General features: G+C 72.6%; 20 protein-coding genes. 13 read left to right on the top strand and 7 right to left on the bottom strand.

Annotated features, from left to right (window positions below; genetic code table 11):
• Nucleotides 1–120: 120 nt before the first annotated feature.
• Nucleotides 121–1461 (top strand): transcriptional regulator, encoded by a 1341-nt coding sequence (locus ACTT8P_RS04120; RefSeq protein WP_442830126.1) that lies wholly within the window; start codon nucleotides 121–123, stop codon nucleotides 1459–1461.
• 82 nt (nucleotides 1462–1543) lie between these two features.
• Complete coding sequence (locus ACTT8P_RS04115) at nucleotides 1544–2089, top strand: NUDIX hydrolase (RefSeq protein WP_442830125.1); 546 nt, start codon at nucleotides 1544–1546, stop codon at nucleotides 2087–2089.
• Between the two features lie 30 nt (nucleotides 2090–2119).
• Here the strand turns inward: ACTT8P_RS04115 and ACTT8P_RS04110 are convergent, their stop codons facing one another.
• Together ACTT8P_RS04110 and ACTT8P_RS04105 are read right to left on the bottom strand one after the other, a co-directional pair.
• Nucleotides 2120–2377 carry a hypothetical protein gene (locus ACTT8P_RS04110; protein WP_442830124.1) on the bottom strand — a complete coding sequence of 86 codons (258 nt, stop codon included), beginning with the start codon at nucleotides 2375–2377 and terminating at the stop codon, nucleotides 2120–2122.
• 193 nt (nucleotides 2378–2570) lie between these two features.
• Nucleotides 2571–3443, bottom strand: coding sequence for a 3-hydroxybutyryl-CoA dehydrogenase (locus ACTT8P_RS04105; RefSeq protein ID WP_442830123.1), 873 nt, complete (start codon nucleotides 3441–3443; stop codon nucleotides 2571–2573).
• Between the two features lie 181 nt (nucleotides 3444–3624).
• On the opposite strand from ACTT8P_RS04105, the gene ACTT8P_RS04100 reads away from it, so the two are divergent.
• The gene (locus ACTT8P_RS04100; protein WP_442830122.1) at nucleotides 3625–4893 is read left to right on the top strand and encodes a glycoside hydrolase family 10 protein; all 1269 of its coding nucleotides are present in this window, start codon (nucleotides 3625–3627) and stop codon (nucleotides 4891–4893) included.
• 30 nt (nucleotides 4894–4923) lie between these two features.
• Here the strand turns inward: ACTT8P_RS04100 and ACTT8P_RS04095 are convergent, their stop codons facing one another.
• Together ACTT8P_RS04095 and ACTT8P_RS04090 are read right to left on the bottom strand one after the other, a co-directional pair.
• Nucleotides 4924–5118 (bottom strand): DUF1918 domain-containing protein, encoded by a 195-nt coding sequence (locus ACTT8P_RS04095; RefSeq protein WP_442830121.1) that lies wholly within the window; start codon nucleotides 5116–5118, stop codon nucleotides 4924–4926.
• A gap of 79 nt (nucleotides 5119–5197) precedes the next feature.
• A complete protein-coding gene (locus ACTT8P_RS04090; protein ID WP_442830120.1) occupies nucleotides 5198–6121 on the bottom strand; it encodes a DMT family transporter in 924 nt (307 codons plus the stop codon).
• Here ACTT8P_RS04090 and ACTT8P_RS04085 point away from each other — a divergent pair.
• The 3 genes from ACTT8P_RS04085 (at nucleotide 6120) to ACTT8P_RS04075 (ending at nucleotide 8780) form a co-directional block, all read left to right on the top strand.
• Nucleotides 6120–7577 (top strand): aminotransferase-like domain-containing protein, encoded by a 1458-nt coding sequence (locus ACTT8P_RS04085; RefSeq protein WP_442830119.1) that lies wholly within the window; start codon nucleotides 6120–6122, stop codon nucleotides 7575–7577. The two genes, ACTT8P_RS04090 and ACTT8P_RS04085, sit on opposite strands and share 2 nt — an antisense overlap.
• Before the next feature lie 56 nt (nucleotides 7578–7633).
• Nucleotides 7634–8077: a GNAT family N-acetyltransferase gene (locus ACTT8P_RS04080; RefSeq protein ID WP_442830118.1), complete on the top strand. Its 444-nt coding sequence runs from the start codon at nucleotides 7634–7636 to the stop codon at nucleotides 8075–8077.
• Nucleotides 8078–8204: 127 nt separating this feature from the next.
• Complete coding sequence (locus ACTT8P_RS04075) at nucleotides 8205–8780, top strand: histidine phosphatase family protein (RefSeq protein ID WP_442830117.1); 576 nt, start codon at nucleotides 8205–8207, stop codon at nucleotides 8778–8780.
• Here the strand turns inward: ACTT8P_RS04075 and ACTT8P_RS04070 are convergent.
• Complete coding sequence (locus ACTT8P_RS04070) at nucleotides 8777–9226, bottom strand: DUF6314 family protein (RefSeq protein ID WP_442830116.1); 450 nt, start codon at nucleotides 9224–9226, stop codon at nucleotides 8777–8779. The two genes, ACTT8P_RS04075 and ACTT8P_RS04070, sit on opposite strands and share 4 nt — an antisense overlap.
• Before the next feature lie 145 nt (nucleotides 9227–9371).
• Here ACTT8P_RS04070 and ACTT8P_RS04065 point away from each other — a divergent pair, with 145 nt between their 5' ends.
• From ACTT8P_RS04065 to ACTT8P_RS04035, 7 genes are all read left to right on the top strand, one after another.
• The gene (locus ACTT8P_RS04065) at nucleotides 9372–11867 is read left to right on the top strand and encodes an alpha-L-arabinofuranosidase C-terminal domain-containing protein (RefSeq protein WP_442830115.1); all 2496 of its coding nucleotides are present in this window, start codon (nucleotides 9372–9374) and stop codon (nucleotides 11865–11867) included.
• Nucleotides 11868–11896: 29 nt separating this feature from the next.
• The gene (locus ACTT8P_RS04060) at nucleotides 11897–12208 is read left to right on the top strand and encodes a hypothetical protein (RefSeq protein ID WP_442830114.1); all 312 of its coding nucleotides are present in this window, start codon (nucleotides 11897–11899) and stop codon (nucleotides 12206–12208) included.
• An 80-nt stretch (nucleotides 12209–12288) separates the two neighbouring features.
• Complete coding sequence (argC, locus tag ACTT8P_RS04055) at nucleotides 12289–13317, top strand: N-acetyl-gamma-glutamyl-phosphate reductase (protein ID WP_442830113.1); 1029 nt, start codon at nucleotides 12289–12291, stop codon at nucleotides 13315–13317.
• Nucleotides 13314–14468: a bifunctional glutamate N-acetyltransferase/amino-acid acetyltransferase ArgJ gene (argJ, locus tag ACTT8P_RS04050; RefSeq protein WP_442830112.1), complete on the top strand. Its 1155-nt coding sequence runs from the start codon at nucleotides 13314–13316 to the stop codon at nucleotides 14466–14468. The genes argC and argJ overlap by 4 nt, the downstream gene beginning before the upstream one ends.
• Entirely contained in the window at nucleotides 14465–15373 is a 909-nt protein-coding gene (gene argB / locus ACTT8P_RS04045) for an acetylglutamate kinase (RefSeq protein WP_442830111.1), read from the top strand. The genes argJ and argB overlap by 4 nt, the downstream gene beginning before the upstream one ends.
• Nucleotides 15370–16581, top strand: coding sequence for an acetylornithine transaminase (locus tag ACTT8P_RS04040; protein ID WP_442830110.1), 1212 nt, complete (start codon nucleotides 15370–15372; stop codon nucleotides 16579–16581). Before argB ends, ACTT8P_RS04040 begins: the two co-directional genes overlap by 4 nt.
• A gap of 7 nt (nucleotides 16582–16588) precedes the next feature.
• Complete coding sequence (locus tag ACTT8P_RS04035; protein WP_189418791.1) at nucleotides 16589–17134, top strand: arginine repressor; 546 nt, start codon at nucleotides 16589–16591, stop codon at nucleotides 17132–17134.
• Between the two features lie 97 nt (nucleotides 17135–17231).
• Here ACTT8P_RS04035 and ACTT8P_RS04030 read toward each other — a convergent pair whose 3' ends face one another.
• Together ACTT8P_RS04030 and ACTT8P_RS04025 are read right to left on the bottom strand one after the other, a co-directional pair.
• Entirely contained in the window at nucleotides 17232–17969 is a 738-nt protein-coding gene (locus tag ACTT8P_RS04030) for an FAD:protein FMN transferase (RefSeq protein ID WP_442830147.1), read from the bottom strand.
• A gap of 43 nt (nucleotides 17970–18012) precedes the next feature.
• Nucleotides 18013–18111: FMN-binding protein (locus ACTT8P_RS04025; protein WP_442830146.1), on the bottom strand; the 99-nt coding region annotated here is incomplete at its 5' end.

The raw sequence follows: 18111 nt of genomic DNA, 5'->3' as shown, positions 1-18111 counted from the left end.
AAGCGGGTCAGCACGCTCCGCGACAGCGCGCACACGGTACGGAATCGCGTACTCGGTTCACACCCCGTGTGAAGACGCACCCAGTAATCTCTACGGCACCGAGCCTTCGGGGGGCATCCCATGCAGCCCAACACTCTGCTCGACGCGATCCTGGACGAGGCGGGAATCTCGCACGCCGGCCTGGCCGCACACGTCAACCAGGCCGGACGGGGCCGAGGGCTCGCCCTTCGCTACGAACACACCGCCGTCGCGCGGTGGCTGAAGGGACAGCGCCCGCGCGGCCAGGTGCCCGACCTGATCTGCGAGGTGCTCGCGGGCCGGCTGCGCCGGCCGGTCACCCTCGACGACATCGGCCTCGGCGTGCCCGGCGAGCCGGCCGCCCCGCACGCCGGCTCGCTGTCCGGGTTCGTCGAGCGGGCCACCGCGCTGTGGCGCTCCGACCAGCAGCAGCGCCCGCACCTGCTCGGCGCGCCCGCGCTCACCGGCACCCCCGCGGTGATGCCGGTGTGGGAGTGGGAGAACCCGCCCGAGGACGTCGACGTCTCGCGCGGCGGCCGGCATCCGGTCACCCCCGCCGACCTGGACATGCTCCGCTCGGCCCGGGCCCACTACGAGCAGATGTACCGCAAGGCCGGCGGCGTGGCGACCCGGGCCCGGATCGTCGGCTTCCTCAACGCCGAGGCCGCCCCGCTGCTGCGCGGCAGCTACACCGACGCCACCGGCCGCCAACTGCACCGCGCCACCGGCGGCCTGGTCGCGGTGGCCGGTATCTGTGCCTACGACTCCGACGCGCACGGCCTGGCACAGCGCTACTTCCACCAGGCGCTGCGGCTGGCCAAGGCCAGCGGCGACCGGGGCCTGGGCGCCTATGTCATCGCGCTCCTGGTCAACCAGGCGCTGTACCTGCGGGAGTACCGCCAGGCCGTCGCCTTCGCCGAGGCCGCGCTGCGCACCGCCGGCCGGCACATCACCCCGGCGCTCGCCTCCGACCTGTACGCGATGCAGGCCAAGGCGTACGCGCACCTCGGCGACGGCACCAGCGCGCTGTCCTGCATCCGGCGGGCCGAGCAGGCCGCCGACCGCATCCGACGCGGCCGCGAGCCCGACGAGACCGGCTATGTGCAGCCGGGGCTGGTCAACGTACAGGTGGCCGAGGCGCTGCTCAGCCTCGGTGAGGTGGCCGCCGCCGCCGAGCACGCCGCGGCGGCCGTCGACACCCCCGCGCACGACCGGGGCCGGGTGCACCGGCTGGCCATGCTCAGCACCATCGAACTGCGCCAGGGCCACGCGGACAAGGCCGTGGTGACGGCGGTGCAGATGACCGAACAGGCCCGGGGCATGGAGTCCCAGCGGCTGCGCGACAGACTCCGCGCGGTCCGCGAGCACCTGGTGCGCAGCGGCTGCGCGGGCACCACCGAGGCGGCCGAACTCATCGACGGGGCACTGCGCGTACCCCTGTGATCCCCTGAGCCGCCACCGCGCGCCTGCTGCGGACAGCTCCGGCTGCGATATTGCCACCTACTCAACGAAAGGTGGCATAACCGTGCAGTGGGCGAAACATTACGAGCAGATTGTGTACTCGAATCGCTGGTTCAGCGTCAATCTCGCCGACGTCGAACTCCCGGACGGCAGGCACCTCGACCACTTCCTCATCCGGATGCGTCCGGTGGCCGTGGCCACGGTGGTCAACGAGGCCAACGAGGTGCTGCTGCTGTGGCGGCACCGCTTCATCACCGACAGCTGGGGCTGGGAACTGGCGGCCGGCGTGGTCGAGGACGGCGAGGACCTCGCGGTCGCGGCCGCCCGGGAACTGGAGGAGGAGACCGGCTGGCGGCCGGGACCCCTGCGGCACCTGATGAGCGTGGAGCCGTCCAACGGCCTCACCGACGCCCGGCACCACATCTACTGGTCCGACGAGGGCGAGTACGTCGGGCACCCGGTGGACGCCTTCGAGTCCGACCGCAGGGAATGGGTGTCCCTCAAGCTCGTCCCCGACATGGTCGCGCGCGGGGAGGTGCCGGCCGCCAACATGGCGGCCGCGTTATTACTGCTGCACCACCTCAGGCTCGGGCCGGACGCCATGCCCTGACCCCCCCTGTGGCTCCGCTCCTTCGGCCCGTCAGCGGCCGAACGCCTGCCACACCGCCACGATGAGCGCGCCCGCGGCCGTGATCGCCGCGATCGAGGGCAGCGGCCAGCGGGCGTGTTCCAGGGAGGTGACGCGGGTGTTCAGTTCGTCCAGCGTCTTCGCGGTCTCCTCGGTGCGATGGTTGAGCAGCGTCAGTCCGCCCTCGACGCGGGCGTAGGCGACGTCGAGCCGGCGCCGGACATCGGCCAGTTCGCCGTTCACGACGGTCTGCTCGGGATCGACGGTCACGAATCCGCTCCTTTCCGTAATCGGATGAGCGCGCAGTACAGCCCTTGCATGCGCATGATGAGTCAACTCGCCTGGTGGGCGCAGGGGGAGAGTGTGCGGGGGGCATATGCGAGCCCGGCGCGCACACGGAGTGTGAAAGCGGTGGGCCCGGCACCCCTGACGGGTGCCGGGCCCACGTGCGACTCAACGGGGGTCAGGCGTAGGTGTAGAACCCCGAGCCGCTCTTGCGGCCGAGCCGCCCCGCGTCGACCATCCGCTGGAGCAGCGGGGGAGCGGCGTACAGCGGTTCCTTGTACTCCTCGTACATCGAGTACGCGACCGAGGCGACCGTGTCGAGGCCGATCAGGTCGGTCAGCCGCAGCGGGCCCATCGGGTGGGCGCAGCCCAGCTCCATGCCGTTGTCGATGTCCTCGCGGCTGGCGATGCCCGACTCGAACATCCGGATCGCGGACAGCAGGTACGGGATCAGCAGCGCGTTGACCACGAACCCGGAGCGGTCCTGGGCCCGGATCGAGTGCTTGCCGAGCACCTTCTCGGTGAACAGCTGGGCCCGGCTGAGGGTGCCCTCGGAGGTGGTCAGCGCCGGGATCAGCTCGACGAGCTGCTGCACCGGGGCCGGGTTGAAGAAGTGGATGCCGATCACGTGGTCGGGGCGCGAGGTGGCGACCGCGAGCCGGACCAGCGGAATGGAGGAGGTGTTGGAGGCGAGGATCGCGTCCGGGCGGGTCACGACCTGGTCGAGGACCTGGAAGATCTCCGTCTTGACCTGCTCGTTCTCGACGACGGCCTCGATCACCAGATCGCGGTCGGCGAACTCGCCGAGGTCGGTGGTGAAGCCGAGCCGGGCCTGGGTGGCCGCCCGCTCGTCCTCGGTGATCTTCCCGCGCTCGGCCGCCTTGTCCAGCGAGTTGAACAGCCGGGTACGGCCTATCTCCAGGGCCTCTCCGGTGGTCTCGGCGACCATCACCTCCAGACCGGCGCGGGCGCACACCTCGGCGATGCCCGCACCCATCTGACCGCAGCCGACCACGCCGACGCGCGCGATATCTCCCGAGAAGACGGTCACATCGTCCCTTTCGCTGTCCTACGGCACCGGCAGCCCGCCGGGGGCTCCGGCGTCTGCTCCGATCGTGCACGTTACCCTCGCCATGACGTCGATCGGTCCTCCGGGTCGGGCATGCTGTGCCCCTGGGACGATCCGTGACCGAGCGGATCCGGAGCGTTTTGGGGTCTTCATGAGTCTTCCCATGCGCCGGCTGTCACGCCGGGCATTCGCGGTGGCCGCCGTGTCGGCGCTCGCGATGGCGCCGCGGGCCTCGTCGGCACCGGGCAGCCGGGGTGCCGGTACGGCGGCCGGGGCGGCCGGGGCCGGTGGCGGCGCCGCCGGAAGCACCGCGATGCGCGGCATGTGGCTGGCGACCGTGGCCAACCGGGACTGGCCGTCGCGGCCGGGGCTGCCCGCCGCCGACCAGCGCCGGGACCTGGTCAAGTACCTCGACACGGCGGTGAAGTACGGCCTGAACACGGTCTTCTTCCAGGTGCGGCCCGCCGCCGACGCGCTGTGGCCGTCCGCGCACGAGCCGTGGTCGGAGTGCCTGACCGGGGTGCAGGGCCGCGACCCCGGCTGGGACCCGCTGGGCACCGCCGTGACGGAGGCGCACGCGCGCGGCCTGGAACTGCACGCCTGGTTCAACCCCTACCGGGTCGCCAACCACACCGACCGGTCCAGGCTGGCCGCCGCCCACCCCGCCCGCAAGCACCCCGACTGGGTGGTGCCGTACGGCGGAAAGCTCTACTACAACCCCGGGCTGCCCGAGGTGCGCGCCTTCGTGCAGGAGGCGATGTTCGACGCGGTACGCAAGTACGCGGTGGACGGCGTCCACTTCGACGACTACTTCTACCCGTACCCGGTGGCCGGGCAGAGCTTCGACGACGCGGGCGCCTACGGCACCTTCGGCGGCGGCTTCGAGAGCCGGGCCGCGTGGCGGCGGGACAACATCGACCGGCTGGTGCGGGAGACGGCGGCCCGGGTCGAGGAGGTCCGCCCCGCCGCCCGGTTCGGGGTCAGCCCCTTCGGGGTGTGGCGCAACGCCACCACCGACTCCCGCGGCTCCCGGACCCAGGGCGGCGTCCAGACCTACGACGACCTGTACGCCGACACCCGCAAGTGGGTCCAGCAGGGCTGGATCGACTACATCGTGCCGCAGCTGTACTGGCACATCGGCATGGCCGCCGCCGACTACGCCGAGCTGCTGTCCTGGTGGTCGAAGGCGGCCGAGGGCAGCCGCACCGAGCTGTACATCGGCGAGGCGCTGTACAAGGCCGGCGACGCGGCCCAGCCCGCCGCCTGGCAGAAGACGGGCGAGCTGTCCCGGCACCTGACGCTGGCCAAGGACCATCCGCAGGTGCGCGGGCACGTCTTCTTCGGCGCCCGGGACGTCGCGGCCAACCCGATCGGCGCGATGGCGCGGGTGGCCGCCGACCACTACGGCAAGCCGGCCCGCACCACCCGCTGACCGCCACGGGCAGCCGTGGCCTCGGGGTTCCTACAGCTGGGTCTGCGGGTGCCGGATCTCGGTGTCCGGGCCGGGTGAGCACACGGCCTCGTGCCCGTCCTCGAACCGGACCCGGTACGGGGGGCCGCCCGCCCGGCCCAGCACCTCGACGATCTCGGCCTTCTTGTCCTGCTGTCCGACCACCCTGCCGTGCTGCACAAGCTGGTCACCAACGGTCGCACGCATGGGCGGGACCTCCTCACCGTCGCGGAGCAGCGGTCCGTGCTGTCGAGTCTACGGCGGTGAGCTCCGGGCGGGGACCCGGTCAGCCGCGCGCCCGCTGGGTGACGGCGATGCACACCAGCACCGCGACGGCCGTGACCGGCGCGGCCACCGGCAGGTGCTCGCCCAGCAGCAGCACCGACCAGACCAGCGTCAACAGCGGCTGGGCCAGCTGCAACTGGCTGGCCTTGGGAATGCCGATGGCGGCCATGCCCCGGTACCAGACGACCAGCCCGAGGAACTGCGAGCCCACCGCGACCCACAGCAGCCCGGTCACACTGTGCGCGGTCAGGCGCACCGGCTCCAGGGCCAGCGCCACCGCCGCGACGGGCAGCGTCAGCGGCAGGCACAGCACCAGCGCCCAGCCGATCACGTGCCAGCCCGGCATCAGCCGGGCCAGCCGGCCGCCCTCGGTGTACCCGGCCGCGCACACCAGCAGCGCCGCGAACAGGTAGGCGTCGGCCGCCGTCAGCGCCCCGCCGCTCTGCTGCACCGTGAAGGCGGCCACCGCCGCCGCGCCCACCAGCGCCGCCAGCCAGAACGTGCGCGAGGGGCGGGTGCCCGTCCGCAGCGCGGACAGCAGGGCGGTGGTCAGCGGCAGCAGGCCGACGACGACGGCGGCGTGCGCGGTGGTCGAGGTCTGGAGGGCGAGCGTGGTCAGCAGCGGGAAGCCGAGCACCACGCCGGCGCCGACCACCGCGAGAGGGGCCCGGTGCCGCCGGTCGGGCAGCGGCACCCGCAGGAACAGCAGGCAACCGCCCGCGATCGCGGCCGCCAGGACACTGCGCACCGCGACCAGGGACCAGGGACCGAAGCCCTCCAGGCCCCAGGCGGTGGCCGGGAAGGTGAGGGAGAAGGCGACGACGCCGAGCGCGGCCTGAAGGGTGCCCCCGGTCGCGGAGTCCTCGGCCGGGGCCCCGCCGACCGCTATCGCCGCAGTACCGGTAGCGCTACTCTGTGCTCTCATGCATGAGCGTAGCAGTGTGGAGGAACTGGCGAATCTGCTGCGACGGGAGCTGGACCGCTACTCACCCGGTGGAAAGCTGCCGTCGAGCCGGGTCCTGGTCGACCGGTTCCGGGTCAGTCCGGTGACCGTCTCCCGGGCGCTGGCGCGGCTCGCCGCCGAGGGGCTGGTGGTGACCCGGCCCGGCGCCGGCGCCTTCCGGGCCGAGCCGCGCACTCCGGCGCCGGCCGCCGGGGACACCTCCTGGCAGGAGGTCGCGCTCAGCGCGGACGCCTCCACCGACCTGGTACCGCGCTCGGTGGACGCGTCCGGCGTGCTGGCCTCGCTGGCCGCGCCGCCGCCCGGTGTCATCGAGTTCAACGGCGGCTATCTGCACCCCTCGCTCCAGCCGGAACGGGCGCTGGCCGCCGCCCTGTCCCGGGCCGGCCGGCGGCCCGGCGCCTGGGGCCGGCCGCCGATGGAGGGGCTGTGGGAACTGCGCGAGTGGTTCGCGCGCGCCATCGGCGGGCCCGGCGGGACCGTCACGGCCGCCGAGATACTCGTCACCGCCGGCGGCCAGTCCGCGCTGACCACGGCGCTGCGCGCGCTCGCCCCGCCCGGCGCGCCGGTCCTCGTCGAGTCGCCCACCTACCCCGGCATGCTGGCCATCGCCCGCGCCGCCGGACTGCGCCCGGTGCCGGTACCGGTGGACGCCGGCGGGGTCCGTCCGGCGCTGCTCGCCGACGCCTTCAGGGCCAGCGGCGCCCGGGTCCTCGTCTGCCAGCCGCTGTTCCAGAACCCGACCGGCGCGGTGCTCGCCGCCGACCGGCGCGCCGAGGTGCTGCGCATCGCCCGGCAGGCCGGCGCGTTCGTCGTCGAGGACGACTTCGTCCGGCGGCTGGTGCACGAGGACGCCGGGCCGCTGCCGCCGCCGCTGGCCGCCGACGACCCGGACGGCGTGGTGGTGCACGTCTGCTCGCTGACCAAGGCGGCCTCGCCCAGCTTCCGGGTGAGCGCGCTGGCCGCCCGCGGCCCCGTCCTTCAGCGGCTGCGCGCCATCCAGGTCGTCGACAGCTTCTTCGTCCCGCGCCCGCTCCAGGAAGCGGCGCTGGAACTGGTCGGCTCGCCCGCCTGGCCCCGTCATCTGCGGGCGGTGTCCGCCGAGTTGCGCACCCGCCGGGACACCATGACCACGGCCCTGCGCCGGCACCTGCCCGAACTCGCCCTGCCGCACGTCCCGTCCGGCGGCTACCACCTCTGGCTCCGCCTCCCGGACGGCACCTCGGAGGCCGCGCTGACCACCGCCGCCCTGCGCGCGGGCGTCGCGCTCACGCCCGGCCGCCCGTACTTCAGCGCCGAGCCGTCGGCGGGTCATCTGCGGCTGAGTTTCGCGGCGGTGGCGGGAGTGGCGGAGATCGGGGAGGGCGTGCGGCGGTTGCGGGCGGCGCTGGACGAGGTGGCGGGCGGCCGGGAGGCGTGAGCCGCGGCGGGGAAAACAGGTCGACGACCGGGCCGGCCGCCTGCGAGCCTCCCGGCATGACCGACGACGCCCCGTCCCTCCCCGAGGGCTACGAGATCTCCACCGACCCCGCCCGCCTCGACGCCGACCGCGTGCACCACTGGCTGGCCACCGACACCTACTGGGCCACCGGACGCCCCCGCGACAAGCACGACCGGGCGGTCGCCGGGTCGCTCAACTTCGGGGTGTACGAGGCGGTGACGGGCGAGCAGGTGGCCTACGCCCGGGTGGTCACCGACCGGGCGACCTTCGCGTACCTGTGCGACGTTTACGTGGGCCCCTCGGTACGCGGCAAGGGCATCGGTACGGCACTGGCGGCGGCCGTCCGCGAGCACCTGCGGCCGTACGGGCTGCGCCGGATCATCCTCGCCACCCGGGACGCGCACGGCGTGTACGCCAAGCTCGGGTTCGCGCCGTTGGAGCGGCCCGCGGAGTGGATGCTGCTCGCCTACGGCCAATGAGCCGTCGGTGCGCCCCCAGTGAGCCGTCGGTGAGCCCCGGCACACCGAGGGTGAACTCCGGCGCACGCACGGTGAGCCCCGGGTAACACCCCTTGCCCCGGGCACTTTCCGGGATGACGATCGGCGCATGTCGCTTCGCGTCACGTTCGTCGCGGCGGCCGGCGCCGCGTCCCCGTTCGCGGAGCGGTTCGGCGACGACCAGCCGCTGGACCGGGACGGCTGGCAGCAGGTGCAGCGGGCCGCCGCCGGCCTGCTGCCGCTCGCGGCGTGCGAACTGCGCTACTGCTCGCCGGCCCCCCGCAGCCGGACCACCGGCGACGGACTCGGCTACGCCCCGCTCGTCCAACTCGCCCTGCGGGACTGCGACATGGGCCGCTGGCGCGGACTGACCCTGGGCGAGGCGATGGCCCGGGAACCGCAGGCGGTGGACGCCTGGCTGACCGACGCCCGAGCCGCCCCGCACGGCGGGGAGTCGCTGCTCGGCTTCATCGGCCGGGTCGGCGGCTGGCTCGACACCCGGCCCGCCCAGGACGGCGACCGGGTCGTCGCGGTGGCCGAGCCGTCCGTGATCCGCGCCGCCCTGGTGTACGCCCTGGGCGCGCCGCCCGCGACGTACTGGAACATCGACGTGCACCCACTGGCGACGACCACCCTCACCGGCAGCGCGGGTCGCTGGGCGCTGCGGTTCGACGGGGGTCTCTAGAGGGCCGCCCGCTCATAATCCGTCGTCAGCAGCAGGTCCTTGGCCGGGCCGCCCACCCGCCACACCGTGCGCCAGTGGTCCCGGTCCCGGACGGTGAACTCGCCCCGGTACAGGTCGGCCGCGCAGGGATGGTCGGCGACGTAGCGGCCGGTGGTCAGGTCCAGGTCGTGGAAGGGCCGGCCGTCGGCGAAGCGCACGTCCGCCGTGCCCGGCGCGGCGCCCGGCAGGAACCGCAGCGTCCGCTCGGCCGGCCGGGTCACGCCCTGCCAGGTGAACCCGCCGGACTCCAGGTGCAGCAGACCGTCGCCGTCCGCCGGCGGCCGGAAGACCGTCGTCCCCTCGAACCGCCCCGCGTCGCCGCCCGCGAGATCCCGCACCGACCGCCGCACCCGCCAGCCCCCGGCCAGATGGGCCAGTACATCGGGTACTGGCCAGAACTCGCCCATCACTTCGCTCCCTCCGCCCCGCCCGCCCTCGCGCGACCCATTGACGCTCCACGGTCTCCTCCCTATCTTGCCGTTCGAAGTCCTGGTCAATGTCCGATATTTCGAACAAGACTGGACCCGGTCCAGTCGGAGCCGCGGAGTATCCATGTCACGATCCCTGTCCCGCACGCACCGCCGCCGTCTCAGACTCGGTCTGACGGCGACGGCCCTGCTGACCGCCACCGTCCTGATCCCGGTCCCCGCGCACGCCGAGGCGGTCACCGACTACGCGATCACCGTCGACCCGGACGCCACGGGCGCGGCCATCGACGACACGATGTACGGCGTCTTCTTCGAGGACATCAACCGCGCGGCCGACGGCGGTCTCTACGCCGAGCTGGTGCAGAACCGGTCCTTCGAGTACTCCACCGCCGACAACGCCTCCTACACCCCGCTGACCTCCTGGGCGACGGACGGCACCGCCGAGGTCGTGGACGACAGTGGGCGGCTCAACGAGCGCAACCGCAACTACCTGAAACTGGGCGCCGGTTCGGCGGTCACCAACGCCGGCTACAACACCGGCGTCCGCGTCGAGCAGGGCAAGAAGTACGACTTCTCGGTGTGGGCCCGCGCCGAGTCCGGCACCATCCTCACCGTCGGCCTGAAGGACGCCGCGGGCACCCTCGCCACCGCACGCGAGGTCGCCGCGAAGGGCGGCTGGCGCAAGTACACCGCCACCTTCACGGCGACCCGCACCAGCAACCGCGGCCGGCTCGCGGTCGCCTCCTCCGCGTCCGCCGCCCTCGACATGGTCTCGCTCTTCCCGCGCGACACCTACCAGAACGAGCCCAACGGCCTGCGCGGGGACCTCGCCGAGAAGATCGAGGCCCTGGACCCCGGCTTCGTCCGCTTCCCCGGCGGCTGCCTGGTCAACACCGGCTCGATGGAGGACTACAGCGCGGCGTCCGGCTACCAGCGCAAGCGCGCCTACCAGTGGAAGGACACCGTCGGCCCGGTCGAGGAGCGCGCCACCAACGCCAACTTCTGGGGCTACAACCAGAGCTACGGCCTCGGCTACTACGAGTACTTCCGCTTCGCCGAGGACATCGGCGCCATGCCGCTGCCCGTCGTCCCCGCGCTGGTCACCGGCTGCGGCCAGAACCGGGCCGTCGACGACGAGGCGCTGCTGAAGCGGCACATCCAGGACACCCTGGACCTGATCGAGTTCGCGGGCGGTCCGGTGACGTCCGAGTGGGGCGGGCTGCGCGCCCGGATGGGCCATCCCAAGCCCTTCCACCTCACCCACCTCGCGGTCGGCAACGAGGAGAACCTGCCCGAGGCGTACTACGCCCGGTTCGAGAAGTTCCGCACCGCCATCGAGGCGAAGTACCCGGACATCACCGTCGTCTCCAACTCCGGCCCCGACGACTCCGGCACCACCTTCGACACCGCCTGGAAACTCAACCGCGAGGGCGGCGTCGACCTGGTCGACGAGCACTACTACAACAGCCCGCAGTGGTTCCTCCAGAACAACGACCGCTACGACAGCTACGACCGCAACGGCCCCAAGGTCTTCCTCGGCGAGTACGCCTCCCAGGGCAACGCCTGGCGGAACGCCCTCTCCGAGGCCGCCTACATGACCGGCCTGGAACGCAACGCGGACATCGTGAAACTCGCCTCCTACGCCCCGCTGCTCGCCAACGAGGACTACGTGCAGTGGCGCCCGGACCTGATCTGGTTCAACAACCGGGCGTCCTGGAACTCGGCCAACTACGAGGTCCAGAAGCTCTTCATGAACAACACCGGCGACCGCGTCGTCCCCTCGACGGCCACCACGACCCCTGACGTCAGCGGCCCCATCGCCGGCGCGGTCGGGCTGTCGACCTGGGCCACCAGCGCGGCGTACGACGACGTGAAGGTGACCTCGGCGGACGGTGCGACGCTGCTGAGCGACGACTTCTCCGGTGACGCGGCGCAGTGGACCGGTTCCGGCACCGGGAGCTGGAGCGTCCAGGACGGGCAGTACGTACAGACCGACGAGGCCGCCGAGAACACCCTGGTCACGGCGGGCGACCCGGCCTGGCAGAACTACGACCTGCACGTCAAGGCCACCAAGAAGGCCGGCAAGGAGGGCTTCCTGGTCGCCTTCGGTGTCAAGGACACCGGGAACTACTACTGGTGGAACCTGGGCGGCTGGAACAACACCCAGTCCGCCGTCGAGCAGGCCGTCGACGGCGGCAAGTCCACGCTGCTGTCCAAGGCCGGCTCGGTCGAGACCGGTCGCGCCTACGACATCGGCATCAAGGTCCGGGGCCGTCAGGTCACCCTCTACCTCGACGGCGCGGAGTGGGGCTCCTTCACCGACGACAAGCCGGCCGAGCCGTTCCGTCAGGTCGTCACCGAGGACGCGAAGACCGGCGACCTGATCGTCAAGGTCGTCAACGCGCAGAGCGCCGCCGCCCGCACCGCGGTCGACCTCGGCGGCGCCAAGGTCGCCACCCGCGCCCGGGTCACCACCCTGGCCGCCGACCAGGACGCGGTGAACACCGAGACGGACGCCCCGGTCACACCGGTGACGTCGACCTTCTCCGGGGTCGCGGCGGAGTTCACGTACACCTTCCCGGCCAACTCGGTCACCTTCCTGCGGATCAAGCGGCGGTGAAGATCATCCTGGGCTAGGCTCCCCGGCCCATGAGTGTCATACGGCTGTGGAGACGGGTGCGGCGGGCCGACCGGCCGGCCGCACCCGTGGTCGGCGCGGCGGACGTCCTGCTCGGCTCGCTGCTCTTCTTCCTGGCGAGCGGCGTGCTCACCGACCCGGCCACCCGGGAACAGGAGAACGCGGCACAGACACTCGCGCTGGGCCTCTTCCTCTCCTGGCTGCTGGGCGGGCTGCTGCTCTTCGCGCTGCTCGGCATGGTCCGCACTCTGTGCGGGCACCTCCTCACCCTGCTCCTGACACCCGTGGTGCTGTTTCTGCTGCTGCTGGTCCTGGCCGCCTAGAGGCTCGTGGCCCACCGGGGACCGCATTGCATAAACGTGCATGGAAACGTATAGTCATGCCATCAGGAGGAGGGTTATCCATGGTGGTACGTGCGGCGGTGGCCGGAGCGAGCGGATACGCGGGCGGAGAGCTGCTGCGGCTGCTCCTGACCCATCCCGAGATCGAGATCGGCGCCCTGACCGGCAACTCCAACGCCGGACAGCGCCTCGGCGCGCTCCAGCCGCACCTGCTGCCGCTGGCCGGCCGGGTGCTGGAGCCGACGACGGCCGAGGTGCTGGCCGGCCACGAGGTCGTCTTCCTCGCGCTGCCGCACGGCCAGTCCGCCGCCGTCGCCGAGCAGCTCGGCCCGGACGTGCTCGTGGTCGACATGGGCGCCGACTTCCGGCTGACGGACGCCGGCGACTGGGAGGCGTTCTACGGCTCCCCGCACGCCGGGACCTGGCCCTACGGGCTGCCCGAACTGCCGGGTGCCCGCGCCGCGCTGGAGGGGTCCAAGCGCATCGCGGTACCCGGTTGCTACCCGACGGCCGTCTCCCTCGCCCTGTTCCCGGCGTACACGGCCGCGCTCGCCGAGCCCGAGGCGGTGATCGTCGCCGCCTCCGGCACCTCCGGCGCCGGCAAGGCGCCCAAGCCGCACCTGCTGGGCAGCGAGGTGATGGGCTCGATGTCCCCGTACGGGGTCGGCGGCGTGCACCGGCACACCCCGGAGATGATCCAGAACCTCAGCGCCGCGGCGGGCGAGCGGGTCTCCGTCTCCTTCACACCGACGCTGGCGCCGATGCCGCGCGGCATCCTCGCCACGTGCAGCGCCAAGGCCCGCCCCGGCGCCACCGCCGAGTCGGTCCGCGCCGCCTACGAGAAGGCGTACGCCGACGAGCCCTTCGTCCACCTGCTGCCCGCGGGGCAGTGGCCCGCGACCGCGTCAGTCCACGGTTCGAACGCCGTTCAGGTGCAGGTCGCGTACGACGCCGCCGCGGGCCGCATCATCGCGATCAGCGCCATCGACAACCTGGCCAAGGGCACCGCGGGCGGTGCCGTCCAGAGCATGAACCTCGCCCTGGGTCTCGACGAGACCACGGGACTGACGACGATCGGAGTCGCGCCGTGAGTGTGACGGCAGCCAAGGGATTCACGGCGGCGGGCATCGCCGCCGGGATCAAGGAGAACGGCAACCCCGACCTGGCCCTCGTGGTCAACACCGGCCCGCGCCGCGCCGCCGCGGGCGTCTTCACCGCCAACCGCGTCAAGGCCGCCCCGGTCCTGTGGTCCGAGCAGGTGCTGAAGACCGGCGAGCTGACCGCCGTCGTCCTCAACTCCGGGGGCGCCAACGCCTGTACCGGACCCAAGGGCTTCCAGGACACGCACGCCACCGCCGAGAAGGTGGCCGAGGTGCTCGGCGGGATCGGCGCCGGCCAGGTGGCCGTCTGCTCCACCGGCCTGATCGGCGTGCTGCTCCCGATGGACAAGCTGCTGCCGGGCGTCGAGAGCGCCGCCGCCCAGCTCTCCGAGCACGGCGGCGAGAAGGCCGCCATCGCCGTCAAGACCACCGACACCGTGCACAAGACGTCGGTCGTCACGCGGGACGGCTGGACCGTCGGCGGCATGGCCAAGGGCGCCGGCATGCTCGCCCCGGGCCTGGCCACCATGCTCGTCGTGCTCACCACCGACGCCGACCTGGACGCCGCGACCCTCGACCGGGCGCTGCGCGACGCCACCCGGGTCACCTTCGACCGGGTCGACTCCGACGGCTGCATGTCCACCAACGACACCGTGCTGCTGCTCGCCTCCGGCGCCAGTGGGGTCACCCCCGAGTACGCCGCGTTCGCCGAGGCGGTACGGACCGTCTGCGACGACCTCGGCCAGCAGCTCATCCGGGACGCCGAGGGCGCCAGCAAGGACATCAAGGTCGAGGTCGTGAACGCCGCGACCGAGGACGACGCCGTCGAGGTGGGCCGCTCCATCGCCCGCAACAACCTCCTCAAGTGCGCCATCCACGGCGAGGACCCCAACTGGGGCCGCGTCCTGTCCGCGATCGGCACCACCAAGGCCGCCTTCGAGCCCGACGCGCTCAACGTCGCCATCAACGGCGTCTGGGTGTGCAAGGACGGCGGCGTCGGCGAGGACCGCGACCAGGTCGACATGCGCTACCGCGAGGTGCACATCGTCGCCGACCTCGCGGCCGGCACCGAGACCGCCACCATCTGGACCAACGACCTCACCGCCGACTACGTCCACGAGAACAGCGCCTACTCGTCATGAGCACTCCCACGCGGAAGCACACCGCGCTCCCCAAGGCCCAGATCCTCATCGAGGCGCTGCCCTGGCTGGTCCGGCACGCCGGCAAGACGGTCGTCATCAAGTTCGGCGGCAACGCCATGATCGACGAGGACCTCAAGGCCGCCTTCGCCCAGGACGTCGTCTTCCTGCGGCACGCCGGCCTCAAGCCGGTCGTCGTGCACGGCGGCGGCCCGCAGATCAGCGCCGCCCTCGACCGGCACGGCATCGTCAGCGAGTTCAAGGCGGGCCTGCGGGTCACCACCGAGGACGCCATGGACGTCGTACGGATGGTGCTGGCCGGGCAGGTGCAGCGGGAACTGGTCGGGCTGCTCAACCGGCACGGCCCGCTCGCCGTCGGCCTCACCGGCGAGGACGCGCACACCATGACCGCCACCAAGCACCAGCCCCGGATCGACGGCGAGCCGGTCGACATCGGCCGGGTCGGTGAGATCACCGAGATCGACACCGGCGCGATCGAGGCGCTGCTCGCCGACGGCCGCATCCCGGTCGTCTCGTCGATCGCCCGCTCCCAGGACGACCACCATGTCTACAACGTCAATGCTGATACGGCGGCTGCGGCACTCGCTGCGGCGCTCGGTGCGGAGACCCTCATGGTCCTCACCGATGTGGAGGGCCTCTACGAGGACTGGCCGGACTCCGACGAGGTGATCAGCCGGCTCACCGCCTCCCAGCTGGAGAAGCTGCTCCCCGAGCTGTCCAGCGGCATGGTGCCGAAGATGGAGGGCTGTCTGCACGCCGTCCGGGGCGGCGTCACCACGGCCCGCGTCATCGACGGCCGGGTCCAGCACTCGATCCTGCTGGAGATCTTCACCGACGAGGGGATCGGCACGATGGTCGTGCCGGACGAGACCGAGGGGGACCAGTGACCGCCAACCAGGACCTGACCACGCGGTGGCAGGGCGCGCTCATGAACAACTACGGCACCCCCCGGCTGCCCCTGGTGCGCGGCGCCGGCGAGCGGCTGTGGGACGCCGACGGCAACGCGTACCTGGACTTCGTCGGCGGTATCGCGGTCAACGCGCTCGGCCACGCCCACCCGGCGGTCGTCGCAGCCGTCAGCGACCAGATCGCCGCACTCGGCCACGTCTCCAACCTGTTCATCGCCGAGCCGCCCATCGCGCTCGCCGAACGGCTGCTGGAGCACTTCGGCCGGGACGGCAAGGTCTACTTCTGCAACTCCGGCGCCGAGGCCAACGAGGGCGCGTTCAAGATCGGCCGGCTGACCGGGCGGTCGCACATGGTCGCCACCGAGGGCGGCTTCCACGGCCGCACCATGGGCGCGCTGGCCCTCACCGGCCAGCCCGGCAAGCAGGAACCCTTCCGTCCGCTGCCCGGCGACGTCACGCACGTCCCCTACGGCGACGCGCAGGCGCTGGCCGCCGCGGTCACCGAGGACACCGCCCTGGTGATCATCGAGCCGGTGCAGGGCGAGAACGGCGTGGTGGTGCCCCCGGCCGGCTATCTGAAGGCGGCCCGCGCGATCACCGCCGCGACCGGCGCGCTGCTGGTCCTGGACGAGGTGCAGACCGGCGTCGGCCGCACCGGGCACTGGTTCGAGTACCAGGCCCACGAGGGCGTGCTGCCCGACGTCGTCACCCTCGCCAAGGGCCTCGGCGGCGGCCTGCCGCTGGGCGCGACCGTCGCCTTCGGCCGCGCGGCCGACCTGCTCCAGCCCGGCCAGCACGGCACCACCTTCGGCGGCAACCCGGTCGCCTGCGCGGCCGGACTCGCCGTCCTGGACACCATCGCGGCGGACGGGCTGCTGGAGAACGTCAAACGGCAGAGCGAGAAGCTGCGCGGCGGCGTCGAGGCGCTCGGACACCCGCTGGTCGACCAGGTCCGGGGCGCGGGCCTGCTCCTGGGTATCGTGCTCACCGAGCCACTGGCGCCGCGGGTGCAGCAGGCGGCTCAGGACGCCGGAATCCTGGTGAACGCGCCCGCCCCCGATGTCGTACGGCTGATGCCGCCGCTGAACCTCGGTGACGACGCGGTGGACGCGTTCCTCGGGGCGCTGCCCGGCATCCTGGACGCGGCGGGCGGGAACGGACGAACGGATGGACGATCCGGAGAATGAGACGACGATGAGTCAGGCGCAGGACCACGAGAGCGCGGGGGCCGCGGGGCCCGCCGTGCCGCAGACCCGCACCGCCCGCCACCGCCGGATCGTGGACATCCTCAACCGGCAGCCGGTGCGGTCGCAGAGCCAGCTCGCGAAGCTGCTCGCCGACGACGGGCTGACCGTCACGCAGGCGACGCTCTCCCGGGACCTCGACGAGCTGAACGCGGTCAAGATCCGCAACACCGACGGCGACCTGATCTACGCGGTGCCCAGTGAGGGGGGTTTCCGGACCCCCCGGGCACCGTTGGGCGGGTCGGCGAAGGAGGAGCGGATGCGGCGGCTCTCGGCGGAGCTGCTGATCTCCGCGGAGGCGTCCGCGAATCTCGTGGTGCTGCGGACTCCGCCGGGGGCGGCGCAGTTCCTCGCCTCGGCGATCGACCAGGCGGAGCTGCACGACATCCTCGGGACGATCGCCGGGGACGACACGGTGATGCTGATCAGCCGGAATCCTACGGGGGGACAGGCGTTGGCCGATCATTTGCTGCGGTTGGCGCAGAACGGGCACTGAGGGTTCGTTCGCCGGGTGCGGGTTGGTTGTGGCTGGTCGCGCCCACGCGGCGAAGCCGCGGATCGACACAGCCCCGCGCCCCTTCAGGGACGTCTCCTCAACCGAGTCGGGAAGCCAGGCCCCCCGTACATCTCACCTCGTCGCCCGCCGTGATCAGTAGGGCTTCCACCCCCTCCAGGGACTCCAGCCACCGCAGTCCCTCCCTCGCCCCCATCGCGAAGGCCGCCGTCGCCCAGCAGTCGGCCCAGGTCAGGCTGTCGGACACCACGGTGACCGAGACCAGGTCGGTGACGGCCGAGCGGCCCGTGCGCGGGTCGACGACGTGCGCGCCCCGCTCGGCCGACCCGGAGGTGGCGACGGCCAGTTCGGTGGCTCCGGCGGCGGACAGGACGGCCGCCAGCGCGCCCGGCCGCAGCGGGTCCGACACGCCGACCCGCCACGGCCGGCCGGCCCCGGGCGTCCCCAGCACCTGCACGTCCCCGCCGCCGTTGACGCTCACCCCGTCCGGACCCGCCGCCGCGATCCGCCGCGCGGCCCGCTCCACGGCCCAGCCCTTCACGATCCCGGTGGGGTCGAGCCGGCCCTCGTACGACGTGCTGAACCAGCCCTCGCTCACCCGTTCCGCCTCGGCCGCCAGCGCCAGCACCTGAGCCACCTCCGGCTCACACTCCGCCGTGGTCAGCTCACCGCGGGCCAGCCGCGAGAGCTGGCTGTCGTCGCGGAAGGTGCTGAACACCTCGTCGGCCCGGTGCAGCCCGGCCACCGCCTCGTTCAGCGCGGCCCGCACGGCAGCCGGTTCCCCGCCGCGGACGTCGAAGGAGAAGACGGTGCCCATCGTCTCCTCCACCCGGCGCACCGCGGCGGGAGCCTCGGCCGGCTCAGCCACCGGCCCGGTCCAGCGCCGACTGGAGGGACTGTTTGTATCCGGTGCTGGTGTAGGTGGCGCCGGAGACGGTGTCGATGTCGGCGGTGCCGGT

This window comes from Streptomyces sp. JW3 (genome assembly GCF_052216785.1).
Lineage (GTDB): Bacteria > Actinomycetota > Actinomycetes > Streptomycetales > Streptomycetaceae > Streptomyces.
This window is presented reverse-complemented; position numbering and strand designations above follow the sequence as displayed.

Coding starts and splice junctions, on each gene's coding strand:
- ACTT8P_RS04100 (WP_442830122.1), top strand. CDS start 3,625: ATGCGCCGGCTGTCACGCCGGGCATTCGCGGTGGCCGCCGTGTCGGCG.
- argC (WP_442830113.1), top strand. CDS start 12,289: ATGGTGGTACGTGCGGCGGTGGCCGGAGCGAGCGGATACGCGGGCGGA.
- ACTT8P_RS04095 (WP_442830121.1), bottom strand. CDS start 5,118: ATGCGTGCGACCGTTGGTGACCAGCTTGTGCAGCACGGCAGGGTGGTC.
- ACTT8P_RS04030 (WP_442830147.1), bottom strand. CDS start 17,969: ATGGGCACCGTCTTCTCCTTCGACGTCCGCGGCGGGGAACCGGCTGCC.
- ACTT8P_RS04090 (WP_442830120.1), bottom strand. CDS start 6,121: ATGAGAGCACAGAGTAGCGCTACCGGTACTGCGGCGATAGCGGTCGGC.
- ACTT8P_RS04060 (WP_442830114.1), top strand. CDS start 11,897: ATGAGTGTCATACGGCTGTGGAGACGGGTGCGGCGGGCCGACCGGCCG.
- ACTT8P_RS04070 (WP_442830116.1), bottom strand. CDS start 9,226: ATGGGCGAGTTCTGGCCAGTACCCGATGTACTGGCCCATCTGGCCGGG.
- ACTT8P_RS04120 (WP_442830126.1), top strand. CDS start 121: ATGCAGCCCAACACTCTGCTCGACGCGATCCTGGACGAGGCGGGAATC.
- argB (WP_442830111.1), top strand. CDS start 14,465: ATGAGCACTCCCACGCGGAAGCACACCGCGCTCCCCAAGGCCCAGATC.
- ACTT8P_RS04065 (WP_442830115.1), top strand. CDS start 9,372: ATGTCACGATCCCTGTCCCGCACGCACCGCCGCCGTCTCAGACTCGGT.
- ACTT8P_RS04075 (WP_442830117.1), top strand. CDS start 8,205: ATGTCGCTTCGCGTCACGTTCGTCGCGGCGGCCGGCGCCGCGTCCCCG.
- ACTT8P_RS04080 (WP_442830118.1), top strand. CDS start 7,634: ATGACCGACGACGCCCCGTCCCTCCCCGAGGGCTACGAGATCTCCACC.
- ACTT8P_RS04035 (WP_189418791.1), top strand. CDS start 16,589: ATGAGTCAGGCGCAGGACCACGAGAGCGCGGGGGCCGCGGGGCCCGCC.
- ACTT8P_RS04085 (WP_442830119.1), top strand. CDS start 6,120: ATGCATGAGCGTAGCAGTGTGGAGGAACTGGCGAATCTGCTGCGACGG.